Source organism: Blautia sp. Sow4_E7 (assembly GCF_052116245.1).
Classification (GTDB): domain Bacteria; phylum Bacillota; class Clostridia; order Lachnospirales; family Lachnospiraceae; genus Blautia_A.
In genome coordinates, this window is record NZ_JBQKLL010000041.1 from 1 (window position 1) to 14,367 (window position 14,367).

The window sequence follows — 14,367 nt, forward strand, 5'->3', positions numbered from 1 at the left end:
GCCATTCAACAACTGTTATATATAAAACAAGGGTGAGAAGCCTGATTTTCAGGCTTGCCACCCTTACATATCATAGAAGAATCTTATTTACAGACTTTTTCTCATAGTCTCTGCGATTACAATCACAGCCATATACTTGCTGACAAAGTTTGTGATTTTCTTTAATGTTTCCATTTTTGTTTCTCCTTCGTTTTTTGAAGGCAGCTCTTAGATGCCTTCTTTATTTTACGCGATAGGCGAGCCAAGCGGACATGCTTGCATGTCCATTTGGCGACTGCCGCGATAGCAGGATAAAACTTGCAGAGCATGTTTTATCTTGCTTCCTAGGGATTTCACATGATGGTATTTCCTCTGTGTGAGTGGGTAACAAAAAATAGCCTTTGTCTCCAATCAAGAGACAAAGGCCAATGTCCTCTGCGGTACCACTCTTCTTGCTGCTGCGCAGCCACTCACTACTCATCTTATAAAATGAGAAACAGGATAACGACTGTTAACCGTCCGGACTTACTCGAATAAGCACTGCGATTCCTTCTGCCGCTTAAAAATAGCAGGTACTATTTTTCAGTCTGAAAGCTCAGAGGTGATTTTCACAAAAGCTTCCTCGCCATCTCTCACCACCGATGGCTCTCTGTGGATTTCACTGCTTGCTACTCTTCCTCGTCATTGCGAAATTCTTAGATTAAGGTTATTGTAGTCCTGCAAAAAGGAATTGTCAAGAGTCACCAATCATTTTCTTGTATATTTTTTACAACTTTATAATTTTCCTTTTGTGTATTTTAACCATTACACCAGATTATTCTTTTCCAGATATCGAAGAAATCCCTCGCAGCCTTCCACCACGTCTCTATAGGTAGATTCAAAATTCCCCGTATACCAGGGGTCTGCAATGTCTCTTGGATCATCTGAATAATCCAGCAGAAGCTTCACTTTTCCCTCCGGATCCTTTCCTACGATCCTCAGGATGTTTCGAATATTCCGCTGCTCCATTCCCAGAATATAATCGTATTTTCCATAATCTGCTTTGGTGATCTGCACCGCTCTTTTCCCCTCGCAGGAAATCCCATGCTTCGCCAGTTCCCTATTCGCAGGCGGATAAACCGGATTCCCGATTCCATTCCAGATTTCCTCCGTACTGGTGGCTGCAGATGCAATATAAAATTTGTCTGCCATCCCGCGCTTCGAAACCATATCTTTCATTACAAACTCCGCAATGGGGCTGCGGCAGATATTTCCTAGGCACACAAATAAAACTCTTATATAACTCATTTTCCTCAATCCTTCTCCCCTTCATTCGCCTCTTCCAGCCTAACACTCTCCTGGGCCTGTATGTCAGCATACTGGACGCGAAGAACTGCCTGGGGCCAGTTTATGCTGACCATTGCGGTTTTCTCTTTTTCCATGCCCGCTTTGCGGATTAGGTGCAGCAGCTCGTTTAATACTTCCTTTGTCAGATAGCCGCCCCGCCAGTGAAAAACAAGCACTTTTCCTTTCTTAGCAGCCTGCAAAGACCGCTTGTACACATCCTCCTGTTTGGTAAAGGATAATTTCTTCTCTTTGTAGTAAAAATGATCATGATCGCTGCAATGGGGCGCAGGCGCGATCAGGGGCTCGTGGTCGCGAAAGATCTGCTGGTCATCCAGGTTGAAATAATCATAGCGGATTTCCGTGTTTTCGTGATCTTTTCCCAGGTTGTTGTCAAAAGTGGCATCTAAATGATAATAGATGCCATTTATTTTTACAATATTCCAGGTGTGCCGGTATTTGATTCCTTTTTCCGGATTGTTGCCGCAAATTGCGATCACACACCATACGCCCAGCGCATCCAGAAGGACCTTCACCGCTTTCGCAATGCCCTCGCATACCCCGACGCCCTGTCCAAGCGGGCCAATGATCTCATGGGAATATGCTTTTTTCAGTTTGTCATAACGGACATTTTCACAGATAAAATCGTGCACATATTTCTCTTTTTCCCACTCAGACATCTTCTGTGCCGAGCGCACAAGCTTCTCTACCCTGGCTGTCAGAGCCTTCTGATGCTCCCGGATCTTGTTTTTCTCAAAAAGATATTCCGGTATAAAAATCAGGTTCGGCGAATCTTTATAGTAACGATATTTAAAATTGGTTACCCAGAATATTTCCGGATGGTCCAGCCTCAGCTGGAAAAATACATTGTAAAGCTCCTCTCCGGAAAGCGCCGGAACCTGAATTTCATCCGATAGATTTTTCACCCCTGCAAAGATACTGTGATAAGCAGCCTGCTGGAGTTTGTTCATGTGATTATAATAGTATTGTTCCATTTTTATCCTTTTATCTTATCCGTCAGTTTCAGATATCCCTGCACAAGTAAATCAGTTGCGATCAGCACTGCCACCGACAAGATCAGACATTCTGTTACATTGAATTCGTAAAAAGCAGCAAAACCAGCAAGTACCCAATATACGCCTATATGTACTGCATACATTTTCGATATTTGCTTGGAGTAATAGTTCAATTTGGTATATCCAAATTTCCATTTTTCCATAATCGGCATGATTCCAAATGCAATTGCAAATACAAGTATGATACTGCAGAAAGTTCCGATTACTTTTGTAAGACCTGGTGTCCTGTATTGATCGATCATATAATTAAAGAATCCGTCAACACCTGGATGCAGCACAACACAGCCCACAAACCACACAGCTGCTATCAGTCCACATATTATGCCGCTCTTTTTATAGAAGGTTCCTTTTTCATTTTCTGGTACTCTTCTGATTACTTTTGCAAAAACATATCCTAAAAATACATAGCTCAGATATGGGAAGAAGCAGAAACTGGTCTCTCCTTTTCCTCCAAAGGTCATGTCCAGGATCCAGTTAAGTGCCTGGTTATCGGATACCAGCAGTTTGGTAAAAGGTGTCACGATTCCAACTATCAATGCGCTTATTATGTAGCCGACAAGTTTGACATTTAATTTCCTGTATAAAGCAAGTACAAGGTAGCACATACCGGATATGAAAAAGATATTCACAAATGTAAGCATGGAATACCGGCTTGCTTCAAATACTTCCCTGCTGCCTGCCGCTTCTCCTGTAATGGAATTTCTAATGGCGTAACTGACCGTCATTACTGCTGCATAGCATAAATTGCTTATACCCTGGTAAATCAACAGTTTTATACCGTTTCTGACCATGTCCTTTGGCTGGGAATGGCGTGTGAAAACACTTCCAAAGCCCATGGTAAACAGATATAAGCAGGCTCCAGTAGGCATAAACAGGGCAAACATAATCTTATGTACACTTGACTCCGCCGCTGCTGCGCCTGCAATTGTCTGAAATGAATGTATAAATACGATCATGATCATCAGAAAGCCTTTTACCAGATCAAGTTCTCTCTGCCGCCCAACATTCACTTCCTCGTTCTTTAAAGAAAACATATAGTATCCCCCTTCTTACGCTTCCGTTCTTCCATACCATTTATTATTATTTGCAAGCAGTTCCTCAAAAGTTACAGGTTCAAATCCGTTTATATCCACACCACAATTGAGGGCGCAGGGCAGATGATCCCTAATATATTCAAAAACATCATCTCTGCTGTTATGAATATGTCCATGGATCAGCCAGGAAATAGAGGTTTCCTGGTCCTTCGCCCGTCTGGAGCCATTCCATTCCAAAAGGGGATAATGGCACAGGGTGATCAGTTTCTTATCCAGCTTGATCACCTCAAGATTGCTTACTGTTTCAAAATAGTCATTCATATTTTGAATATTTTTCTGCCATTTAAAATCATGATTTCCTATAATTAAATGTTTGCGTCCTTTTAGCTGTTCCAAGTAGATTTTTACCGACTGGTTGGAACGAAATGACAGATCCCCTAAAATGTATACTTCGTCATCTTTTTCCACTTTCTGATTCCACTTATCAATGAGAAAAGTATTCATCTCATCCACAGAGGCAAAATCTTTCCCACAGCTTTCGGCATTTCTTCCGCACGTGGAAATTATGTTCGCATGTCCCAGGTGCAGATCACTGGTAAATAGTATTGCCACCCTATCACGTATAATCTCATTATCCTTTTTGAAAGATAATGGATTATTCTCCTTTCTCCCAATCTCTCCACTTCAGTAAGCATTTGAAGTCAGCAGTTCATAATTTTCCAAAAATCATATCGAACCACAGCACAATTCTTTACTCCAAATGCAGCATATTCCTCATTTGTCATGTCCGTAAAATAGGACTGTACCACTCTGGCGATTCCGTTATGGGCAACCAGGATGTAGGTCTTTTTATCGGACTCTGCTTTTATTTCATCAAGAAGGTTATAGATTCTCTGTGCCAGACGAAGTGTAGATTCTCCGCCTTCATGACTGCATGCAAAAAACTCCTTCGCCTTCTTAAAATCCTTTCCATCCCTGGGAGTGGACTCCCATTTGCCAAAATTCTGCTCGATCAATCTTGGTTCCACCCTGCATGGAATCCCTGTCATTTCTGAAATCAACCTGGCAGTATCCGCTGCCCTGCTAAGCGGAGAGCAGAGGATTTCATCTGCCTTGATTCCCTCCGCAATGATCCTGCGCCCCGTCTCCCTGGCCTGCTCACGGCCATACTCTGTAAGCGGACTGTCTGTAGCTCCGCAAATTTTGTTTTCAACATTCCACACGGTCTGCCCGTGCCGGACGAAATAGAAATGTCCCATGGTGAGTTCCTCCCTTTATTCTTTATATGAATATCGCTTCTAAATAAAAAAGATTCATAGTATCACTATCTTTTATAGGATATATGATACTATGAAACCTTTTGGGACGCAAGGATACTTGTCAATATCTTTCCTATTTTTGTCATAATTTACCTGTGGCTTTTTCTCTATAATCATGTATAATGAAAATAGAAAACGCAGGCTCACTTGCTGAGGAAATCATATCGGCTGATCCGGACATTATGCAATAATTGTATGTTAATATTCGCACTTTTTTCAAGATTATTTTTAATCATGATTATACCTCTACCAATCTATTTCTTTATTCTTCTCTTGAAGCAATTTAACATCTTGCTCATTCGCGATCACATGCATTTTTCTATGACAGTTTGTACACAAAGCAACCGTATTCTCTATTGAATCATCTCCGCCCTTTGATAACCAAATAATGTGATGGCTTTCTAAATATGGGTTATCGTCCTTATCATTAAATGGCGCCTTCTGTCCACATAGCTGACAAATGCCCTTTGCACGATTTTTTGCATATTCTGCTATATAAGGATCTCTAACATAGGTTGTTGAAGCCACTGATCGGTATGACGACTTTTTCCCGGAATGCTCTTTTGCCTTCTGTTTCAATTCTTCCTCAGACATTCCTTTTGCTTTCTGCTCCTTTGTCGATTCATAACGATCTAAAATTTCCTTGTCAATTACGTCATTGGAGTCTACAACTTTTACCGGAAATATCCATACCTTACGAAGCATCCCCTCTGAATCTTTCTGGTCCTCCTGAAATGGATCCTGTACTAATTGTACTCTTCCATGAAAAATATACTTTCCGCTCTCAAAAGCCTCACACAAGTATATTTCTACACCATTTTTATTTGATTCAGCTAATGTTTTATTTTGACTTGTAAGCTGTTGGTCTCCGAATTATCCCATTCCAGTATAATAGAGCACATCTCCATACCACTTATCTTCATAAAAAGATTTTGTGTGATCGCTGACTATCAATAACAAATTATTTTTCTGAGACCTACGCACACCACCCATATTCCCTACACCGAATATCTCGTGTAAATCATTATTTGAAAGTGTGGCACCCATTTCTACTTCTGGTTTGAATGCAATTTTTTTAGGCTGTCCTATTTGCTCATATAAAAACTTTTCAAACGTTAAAAGCGTCCATGATTCTGTCCCCGGCTGCTCTTTCATCCAATTTATAAGCACTTTCTGCATTTCTAAAAGATCTGCTTCTGAATCAACCGCAATTCCAATCTTCTTTAAAAAGAAATCTAAATGTTCTTCCGAATATATGTTAAGGTATTGGTCTGGATAATAGGTACCTAGTATTTTTGATCTAAATATTTGCGATAGTCTACTGTCACGTATACTCTCTTCATCTGCATTATTAGCAGCAATCAAAAGCTCAATTATTGCTTGCTTTATTTTTTCCATAGCAGCATCCGGATCATCTCCGAATTTTTGCACTATCCTGTACTCTTTTTTCTTATCCTCTCCCCATTTTCCATAATACAGTCCAAACTTGGATGCATATGAGCCATGCATATCTCCTAACTCTTTTAACTCATTCTCAATACGATAGCAAAAAGTTGTTTTGCCAATGCCTGTACAATACGACTCCTTTGTTAGATTTTGTATATTTACAACACTTAGAAGTTAAAATTTCATATAATAACTCTGCATACTCATTAACCAACCATATACTTACACTATCTTCTTTTATTAGACAGTCCTGTCTTTCGCTATATAAATGTCTATACACGTTTCTAGCCTCTAATTTTTTAGTCTGTTCTATAAAATCTTTGAACCATTCATCTGTCTTTACAAAATCAGCAAGTGTATACTTCTTAGTTATAGTCTCGATTTTAGTAATTATATTTTTATTCTTTTCCAAAAATACATCTATATTTTCTCTTTTCATTAATATTTCCCTCATTTCAATATTAAATTATAATTAAAACCCTTCCAGCTTTTCCAATATATCATTTCCAATTATCTCAACAAGTTCCTCGAAAAAATCATCCACATACTCAGAGCAATATCCTTCAACCATCCTGTATAATACAGCATAAATGCCTGAGAACATATTCATTATATGTTCAACAAAATTATTTCTATCTAATTTCTGGCGCCAGGATGTACCATGTGAATACTCGCTCATCATGCCATATTCCCTGTACACATCATGCAACATTTTCTCGTCTTCTTCTGAAAGAACCTTTTTGGCTTTCAATAATGAATCTCTAACAGATTGAGCTATATAGTATTTCCATAACTCTCTTTTTTCATCTTTAAACAAAATCTCATAATTCGTTTCAAATAGCTTTCCATCGTCTCATCCCCGCCACAATATATCTCATGCTTCGTCTCGGGCATGTAGATATATTTACAGGGGGCTGCACCGCGCTTCTTGATTTTCGCTGCGAATTTCTGAAGTGCGCGGACGGATACGAAATCGTCTTTTTCGGCCTGGAAAATAAGGAGTGGGGACTGGAGTTTCTTCCAGCCGTGGTATTTTAAATACCAGCTCATTTTTATGGATGCTTTCAGCCAGCCATAGGATGGTGCACAGGTCTGGAGAAATTGTTTTTCTTTTCGCAGGTCGTTGTACCTTGTAAATTTAGGTTCGGAGGTGCCGGCGCTGGTTTGGAAGGTGTCGGTTCCGTCGTAGGGTTTCTGGCCTAAGACGTAGGACTCTTCTTTCCTAAGAAAGCATTCTGCATGGGCGATCAGTACGGTCAGCGGCCAGGGCACGCCTCCGGTGAGCGGTTTGATCATCGGAGAGCTTAATATCACTTTATGAAAAAGAGTTGGTTCCCAGGCTGCGGCGATTGCGCCGATTGCACCGCCCATGGAGTGGGCAAAAAGGTCCAGGGGCAGGTCTGGATGTGCCTTTTTGATTTTGTGGCAAATTTTTAGGAAATCCCGCACGTAACGTTTCCAGATATCAATATGTACCAATGAGGGATCTGCTGTCAGGCGGTAGCTTTGGCCGTGTCCCATATGTTCTGGCATGTATACGTGATAGCCTGCCTGTAAAAAATAGTAAATCATCTCCTCATATTTTGGTGCGCCTTCTGTGAAACCATGACTGATCACCACCACACCTTTTGGTTCATCTGCCAGGTAACGCTTCACATGGATTTTTCCTGTAATTCCATTTTTTCCATGGTAAATGTCTTCTGCTCCTGGAATGTACCCATCCCGGCAACGAGCCTTTAAATAAGGTTCCACCTCATTTTTCATAGTATGTAAATATTCGTTTTCCTGTATTATTTTCATCTTATAACTCCTATTAGCGCCTAACAGCTATCTTATAAGTCACATACCCCTTTTATAAGCAAACGTTACTGTTCATTCCGTGACTAATAACCGCTTCGCACCGTTCTCAATAACGAGTTTCACTCTGGGATACAGCTGAAATATACTGTAACGTGGGTCGTGCAAATCTACTTTCCCCCAATAATCCCATTAATCTTCTTCTCATTATAAAATACCAGGATAATTCCGCCCACCATACAGAACACCGCTGCGCCAAAGGCTGCGATCCTATAACCAGTTCCGTCTCCTGTTCCGATCGTAGAAACAGCAGTAAAAATCAGCATGGAAAGACTCTGGCCCAGTTTAAATGCAAAGGTTCTTGCTGCATAAAACATTCCTTCCCGGTTGCTTCCGGATGTGATGGAATCGCTCTGGGCGATGTCTGCCACAACCGCCTGGGGCAAAATTCCGAAAATTGCCATCGGCAGCGCTGCCACCACCGTCAGCATCAGTCCCTGTACGGTTTCCGGAATAAAGCTCATTTTTCCCATAAATCCGGTATAGAAATAAGCCAGACTGAAGACAGCGAACGCAAACAGGATCATCTTTTTCTTGCCCAGCTTCTGGGTAAGCTTATTTACTGGAATGTAAAATACTAAGGACAATGCTGTCATCCCCACAAAATACAGGGTTGTCATTGTCTCCGGCAGCTTCAGAAGGCTGGTTACAAAGAAAGGCAGACCTGTCTGGAACATGGTAAGGGCGATCCAATAAAAAATATCGGAGCCCACAAATTTACAAAATTCTCCGTTCTTAAACGTAGCAGTCAGGGAGCGAAAAGCGGACTCTTTTGCCGGAACTGTGTCCACGTAGTCTTTTTCCCGAATGCAAAATACTGGTACCAGCATGCAGATAAATGCCACCACTGCCATCAACGTGAAGGTGACGCGGATGGCGCCAACACGTCCAAATGCAGGGATAAATGCGCCCCAGATAGTTGGTGCCAGGTATGCAACTGCAGTTCCTGCAATGAATGTAAAGGAAATCACCGTAGAAATATTAAGCCGCTCCTGCTGGGTATGTCCAAGCTCCGGGATCAAGGCGTTATACGGTGTGCAATAAGCTGTAATGGAAAGATAATAGGCCAGAACCATCACCAGCAAAAACGCTGCATTGAGCCAGCTTTTCTCATTAATCGGGGACCAGAACACCAGCACTGTGGAAAGTGCCAGAGGCAGGGACGCCCATTTCAGGAATGGAATTCGCCGTCCATTTTTGGATGTACAACGGTCTGACCAGGATGCGATCATGGGATCCGTGAAAGCATCAAAAATTCTTCCGAAGGCTGTGATTCCTCCGATAATGGTGAAAATACCAAGCACCACCAGTCCCTGTGGAATAAATACGGTCTGCCCCTGGCTGATGGCGGTTTCATCTGGCTGGTAGAAATACACAAGCCAGTTTGAAATGATTCCGGACAACATCGCCCAACCAAACTGGCCTGCTGCAAACTGCCAGATTTTTGCTGTTGTAAGTTTCTTCATCACGCACTTACCTCCTGCTTCTTTTATATAATGATAGTATCATTTTTTAGCCAGCCTCTCAATATACGAATTATTGTTATTGCACAAATTTCACAAAATTTATTACTATTTTACAGGTAATATTCCACTAGTACATCATAAATTAAGTTTCTGCTACATCGATGCAGGATGATTTCTTCATATGCAAGGCGGAGGAAGGAGGCGTAGCGGTGGCTACGGCGACCAACGACAACGCGGCATATGAAAAATCAAACAAGTCAATGTGGCAGTTACTTAGTTTATGATGTACTAGGTATTTTCTTTGAATGAAGCAAACATAAACCTAAACTTTTCATATTATATAGATCTTCGCATATAATAAAACAACGTTATCCCAAACGGAGTCTCCCTCATGAAATCCCAATTCCGCGATCTTCTCCCATTTCTTTTATTCCCCCTTGCAGTGGGTGCAGTCTCTGCGCTTTTCACAACCGGTTCTATGGAAGCTTTTGCAGATTTGTGTCTGCCGCCGCTCTCTCCTCCCGGGTGGGTGTTTCCGGTGGTGTGGACATTTCTTTATCTGTTGATGGGGTTTGCAGCTTTTCTGGTTGTGAATTCTGGAAAATGTGGAAATAATGCGTTATTCTTTTATCTACTGCAGCTGTTTTTTAACTTTATGTGGTCTATCTGGTTCTTTAACTGTGAATGGTATCTGTTTGCATTTTTCTGGCTGGTGGCCTTGTGGCTGTTGATTTTTGCCACGATCCGCTCCTTCGGAATGGTGTCGCCTGCAGCGGCGAATCTTATGCTGCCCTATCTGGCGTGGGTGACGTTTGCAGGGTATTTGAATCTTGGGATTTATTTTTTAAATTAAGAAAGACGACTCTTAAACGCAGGATTCTTCGCCTGTGGCGAGTCGTCCCAGACGCCCTCTGCCATTCGATTCTTCCCGGTAAGAATTTTTAATAGGGGATCCCAACGAAATTCCCTATTACGTAAAAATATCCCGCCAAATTCCGCCTCCTGAGCGCTCAAACTCAAGGAACGTGAAACCTGTCGGGATGTTTTATTCATCAACCTTATAACAAACTATTATTCAAATTTCCAGCACTTACTATAGGCAGCCTTTTCCTTTCAGCCCATCCTGGAGCGTATTGAAAAAGGACTCTACAGCTTACTGATGATCCGTCTCTTATATTCCAAAAATTCTTCTGACAACGCAAAATCCTCTGCCCTTGGCTTTTTCTCCTGGATCACGATCTCCTCTTTGATGGTTCCCGGAGTTCCGTTCAGAATGTAAATCCGGTCGGACAAAAGAATGGCTTCGTCGATATCATGGGTGATAAACAAGGTAGACAGATCAATGTGCTGCATAACCTCCAGATACCATTTGTGCACACTGGCCTTTGTCAGGGTGTCCAGTGCACTGAAGGGCTCATCCAGAAGGGCCACTCCGCTGGAGCTTAAATAGGTTCGAAGCAAAGCCGCACGCTGGCGCATACCGCCGGACAGCTGGCTTGGATACTGATACTGGGTGCCCTCCAGACCGAATTCTGCAAAAAGAGGATTGGCCTTTTCCCTGGCTTCTGCTTTCTTCATGCCTTTCAGTACAAGAGGAAGTGCTACATTGTCGATCACTTTCTTGTGGGGAAGGAGAAGATCCTTCTGCAGCATGTAGCTGATGCTTCCAGGAGCGGAGGTGACATCCTGATCCTTCAGATATACTTTTCCCTCATCTGGAGTGATAATACCGGAAAGCACGTTAAACAGTGTGGTCTTTCCGGAGCCGCTGACTCCCAGAAGGGAAACCAGCTCGCCCTGCTCCAGATGAATGGAAATATCCTCTAAAACCTTTTTTTCACCATATGTTTTTGAAATATGTTCAGCTCTTAAAATTACATTATTCTGTGACATTCTTTATTCCTTACTGTGGAAGATAATCATTAGAGAATCCGATTCCGGTAAGGTCCTTGTCGCAAAGCTGGTTCTCATACAGCCATTTGTAGAATGCGTTCCATCTGTCAGCGTCAATTACGCCCCAGCTTTCTGCGTCGTCAATGTATTTTGTGGAAAGGAATTCCTGGCTCTTCTTTACCAGCTCCTCTGCGTCTTTCAGGGAACCTGTGTTGTCGCCGTCGATGAGAATCTGGGCTGCTTCATCTGGATTCTCAGCTGCATACTCATAGCCTTTTGCAGTTGCTTCCATAAATGCTTTCGCCTGGTCCGGGTTCTCAGCAAGGTAGTCGTTGTTTGCAATGATAACTGGTGTATAGTAGTCAAATACAGGGTTGATATCAGAGAATGCAAAATAATCGCAGTCTACACCTTCTACGTCAGCATTGATTCCGCCCCAGCCCTGGAATACCCAGATGGCATCTGTCTGGTTTGCTGCAAGTGCGGCAGGCTCATCTGTGATGTCATTGGGGATCAGGGTAACCTGGCTGAAATCTCCGCCGTCACCGTTTACAACGTTTTCCAGCATAGCAAGCTCGATTGGGGAATCCCATGTGGAATAGGTTTTTCCAGTAAGTCCGGCTGGCTTATCGATTCCATCACCTTTTCGTGAAAGGATTCCGGAGGTATTGTGCTGAATGATTCCTGCAACTGCTGTAATTCCAAGAGGCTCATCCAGTGCAAGGGAAGCTGCCATGGTGTCCTGTGCCTCGATTGCAAACTGTGCCTGGCCAGCTGCGCACATAAGAGCGGCACCATTTTCCGGCGGCTGAACGATTTCCACGTCAAGACCAGCTTCTTCGTAGTAGCCCTTTGCCTGCGCTACGTAAAGTCCGGTGTGGTTGGTATTCGGTGTCCAGTCCAGGCAGAATGTAATTTTCTCCTGTGCGCCATCTTCAGCGTATACACCTGTAGGAACTGCAAGCACCATAGCTGCCGCTGCAACTGGTGCGATCACTTTTTTCAGATTCTTATTCATGATTTTTCTCCTTTTCCACCTGCAGCCATGGCATTGTGATCCGGCTTACAATGTTTACTGCAAGAAGAAGCAGCAGACTGATGATCACAATAAAGATAATGACTGCAAACATTTTATCAAAAGCATATGCCTTTTTTACACGGGTCATATAAACACCAAGTCCATTAAATCCGCCTAACCATTCAGATACAACTGCACCTACAACTGCGTAGGAGGCAGAAATCTTCAGTCCGGAAAAGAACTGGGGCAAAGCGCCTGGAAATTTCACATGACGGAAAATCTGCGCCCTGCTTGCTCCCATTGCCTTCATCAGGCGGATGGCATCCGGATCCACACTTTTATATCCATCCAGCAGTCCGATGGTAATCGGGAAAAAGGTGGTGATCACAACCAGCGTGATCTTCGGTGCCATTCCAAAACCCATCCACAGCACCAGGATCGGCGCAATTGCAATGGTAGGGATGGTCTGTGTAATGATCATGATCGGGTAAAATGCCTGATCCATCACACGAAAACGATCCATCAAAGTTGCAAACACAAATGCCAGCGCGATTCCGATGAGAAGTCCATAAAAGGACTCCAGCAAAGTGAATTTCGCATGGAAAAGTATGGTTGGCAGATCCCCAAACAGGGCTTTTACCACTGCTACCGGAGAGGGAAGCATGTAGGAAGGAACGATTCCAGAAATGCTTACCAGCTCCCAGCCAAGCAGGATAATGGCCATGGCAATGATCGGCGGGATCTTACTGGTGATGTTTGGTAACTTTCTTTTCAATGGTAAGTACATCTCCTTCTGGTTTGTAAGAGATCTTCACATATACGCTCATAGCCTTGCAGCCTGCGCGCTCTGCTACGTGCTGACACTCTTTTACAATGTCCATCAGCTGATCGTAGTCACCTTCGATAGTGGTCTCAAATGGTCCTACATAGTAATTCAGACCGGTGGATTTGATGTAAGCGATCACCTCGTCTACAATGCGGATCACCTCTTCGTCATCCTGTACATTTGGCAGTACCTGAATTGCTACACTTGCGTTCATTTTCATTTCCTCCTGAGTTTATTTTCTGTCCCATAAAGGGACTTTTGATAAAATCGAATAAGAACCAAAAAGAGCACCTGCCGTTCAGACAAATGCTCATAATTACATCTCTTAACACTTCCTACACTGGCATGATCCAACAGGTTAAAAGGGTCTAAGGGCTACCTTACTCTCAGCTTCTCGTTCGAAACTCCCCTGGTTTTTATTCAGATTTCGTTGCTCATTATAATACAGCTTTCTGCAAATTACAAGAAACTATTTTCATCTCAATTGTTTTTTACAGATTTTTAACATAACGACAGCCTCTTATAAGAAATAGATCCGCCTGCTTAAACATTCTCAAAAGCAGCCTGGATACTATCGTAATGCAGGAATTTTCCCTGGGCTGCAAATTCTTTGATCTGGTCTAAGGTGGCAAACATGTGGCCGTCGGTCTCTTCTTCCTGAAGATGAAGGTCTTCTTCCTTCACGTCCATCACAAAGCGGTAAACATCTACAAAGTAGTTGTCACCCTCTCCTGGATTTTCTCTTTTATAGGTGAAAAGATAGCCACCCTGCGCGCTGCTTACATCAAGGCCGGTCTCCTCTCTCACTTCACGAAGAACCGCATCATAGGAGGATTCCCCTGCCTGGGCTGCGCCGCCGGAAACCTCCCACCAGCCTGGTGCCCAGGCTTTTGTCATCACACGTTTGGTAATGAGAAAAGTTCCGTCTGGTCTTGCCACTACCCCGAGAACGGTCAGATGATATTCTCCATCTTTCAAGCACCAGTCGTTTCGCTTCATGGTACGGCCGGTAGGTCTTTTGTTAATATCATAGATGTCCCAAAATTCCATTTTGTCACTCCTGTTATATTTTTTTGCATATATGTTCTTATTTTTATTTTTTTTGCATGTATTGTTATTTATTTTCAAGC

At 42.7% G+C, this 14,367-nt stretch carries 17 protein-coding genes, 1 riboswitch and 1 other annotated feature; of the genes, 1 reads left to right on the forward strand and 16 read right to left on the reverse strand.

Annotated features, from left to right (window positions below; all coding sequences use genetic code 11):
* Positions 1-390 precede the first annotated feature (390 nt).
* Positions 391-673 (reverse strand) — a binding site (T-box leader).
* A 110-nt stretch (positions 674-783) separates the two neighbouring features.
* From ACTQ50_RS16265 to ACTQ50_RS16315, 11 genes are all read right to left on the reverse strand, one after another.
* On the reverse strand, positions 784-1,266 hold the full coding sequence (locus ACTQ50_RS16265) for a low molecular weight protein-tyrosine-phosphatase (protein ID WP_441485056.1): 483 nt from the start codon (positions 1,264-1,266) through the stop codon (positions 784-786).
* Between the two features lie 5 nt (positions 1,267-1,271).
* Entirely contained in the window at positions 1,272-2,297 is a 1,026-nt protein-coding gene (locus ACTQ50_RS16270) for a transglutaminase domain-containing protein (protein ID WP_441485057.1), read from the reverse strand.
* 2 nt (positions 2,298-2,299) lie between these two features.
* On the reverse strand, positions 2,300-3,412 hold the full coding sequence (locus ACTQ50_RS16275; RefSeq protein WP_441485058.1) for an acyltransferase family protein: 1,113 nt from the start codon (positions 3,410-3,412) through the stop codon (positions 2,300-2,302).
* Between the two features lie 15 nt (positions 3,413-3,427).
* Complete coding sequence (locus ACTQ50_RS16280; RefSeq protein ID WP_441485059.1) at positions 3,428-4,024, reverse strand: metallophosphoesterase; 597 nt, start codon at positions 4,022-4,024, stop codon at positions 3,428-3,430.
* 89 nt (positions 4,025-4,113) lie between these two features.
* Positions 4,114-4,671: a histidine phosphatase family protein gene (locus ACTQ50_RS16285; protein ID WP_441485060.1), complete on the reverse strand. Its 558-nt coding sequence runs from the start codon at positions 4,669-4,671 to the stop codon at positions 4,114-4,116.
* Positions 4,672-4,977: 306 nt separating this feature from the next.
* Positions 4,978-5,436 (reverse strand): HNH endonuclease, encoded by a 459-nt coding sequence (locus ACTQ50_RS16290; RefSeq protein WP_441485061.1) that lies wholly within the window; start codon positions 5,434-5,436, stop codon positions 4,978-4,980.
* 168 nt (positions 5,437-5,604) lie between these two features.
* Entirely contained in the window at positions 5,605-6,240 is a 636-nt protein-coding gene (locus ACTQ50_RS16295) for a hypothetical protein (RefSeq protein WP_441485062.1), read from the reverse strand.
* A gap of 25 nt (positions 6,241-6,265) precedes the next feature.
* Complete coding sequence (locus ACTQ50_RS16300; protein ID WP_441485063.1) at positions 6,266-6,616, reverse strand: hypothetical protein; 351 nt, start codon at positions 6,614-6,616, stop codon at positions 6,266-6,268.
* A gap of 33 nt (positions 6,617-6,649) precedes the next feature.
* Positions 6,650-6,994: a hypothetical protein gene (locus ACTQ50_RS16305; RefSeq protein ID WP_441485064.1), complete on the reverse strand. Its 345-nt coding sequence runs from the start codon at positions 6,992-6,994 to the stop codon at positions 6,650-6,652.
* Positions 6,952-7,977 carry an alpha/beta fold hydrolase gene (locus tag ACTQ50_RS16310; RefSeq protein ID WP_441485065.1) on the reverse strand — a complete coding sequence of 342 codons (1,026 nt, stop codon included), beginning with the start codon at positions 7,975-7,977 and terminating at the stop codon, positions 6,952-6,954. The genes ACTQ50_RS16305 and ACTQ50_RS16310 overlap by 43 nt, the downstream gene beginning before the upstream one ends.
* Before the next feature lie 167 nt (positions 7,978-8,144).
* Positions 8,145-9,500: an MFS transporter gene (locus ACTQ50_RS16315; protein ID WP_441485066.1), complete on the reverse strand. Its 1,356-nt coding sequence runs from the start codon at positions 9,498-9,500 to the stop codon at positions 8,145-8,147.
* Between the two features lie 391 nt (positions 9,501-9,891).
* On the opposite strand from ACTQ50_RS16315, the gene ACTQ50_RS16320 reads away from it, so the two are divergent.
* Positions 9,892-10,353: a TspO/MBR family protein gene (locus tag ACTQ50_RS16320; RefSeq protein WP_441485067.1), complete on the forward strand. Its 462-nt coding sequence runs from the start codon at positions 9,892-9,894 to the stop codon at positions 10,351-10,353.
* A gap of 293 nt (positions 10,354-10,646) precedes the next feature.
* On the opposite strand, the gene ACTQ50_RS16325 is transcribed toward ACTQ50_RS16320, so the two are convergent.
* The 5 genes from ACTQ50_RS16325 to ACTQ50_RS16345 form a co-directional block, all read right to left on the reverse strand.
* A complete protein-coding gene (locus tag ACTQ50_RS16325; protein WP_441485068.1) occupies positions 10,647-11,393 on the reverse strand; it encodes an ABC transporter ATP-binding protein in 747 nt (248 codons plus the stop codon).
* A gap of 10 nt (positions 11,394-11,403) precedes the next feature.
* Positions 11,404-12,411, reverse strand: coding sequence for an ABC transporter substrate-binding protein (locus ACTQ50_RS16330; protein WP_441485069.1), 1,008 nt, complete (start codon positions 12,409-12,411; stop codon positions 11,404-11,406).
* Positions 12,404-13,186, reverse strand: a complete 783-nt coding sequence (locus tag ACTQ50_RS16335) for an ABC transporter permease (RefSeq protein ID WP_295307047.1) — start codon at positions 13,184-13,186, stop codon at positions 12,404-12,406. Before ACTQ50_RS16335 ends, ACTQ50_RS16330 begins: the two co-directional genes overlap by 8 nt.
* Positions 13,155-13,451 carry a thiamine-binding protein gene (locus ACTQ50_RS16340; protein WP_295307044.1) on the reverse strand — a complete coding sequence of 99 codons (297 nt, stop codon included), beginning with the start codon at positions 13,449-13,451 and terminating at the stop codon, positions 13,155-13,157. Before ACTQ50_RS16340 ends, ACTQ50_RS16335 begins: the two co-directional genes overlap by 32 nt.
* 100 nt (positions 13,452-13,551) lie before the next feature.
* A riboswitch (TPP riboswitch) is annotated at positions 13,552-13,658 on the reverse strand.
* Positions 13,659-13,780: 122 nt separating this feature from the next.
* Positions 13,781-14,287, reverse strand: coding sequence for an NUDIX hydrolase (locus tag ACTQ50_RS16345; RefSeq protein ID WP_441485070.1), 507 nt, complete (start codon positions 14,285-14,287; stop codon positions 13,781-13,783).
* Positions 14,288-14,367 lie beyond the last annotated feature (80 nt).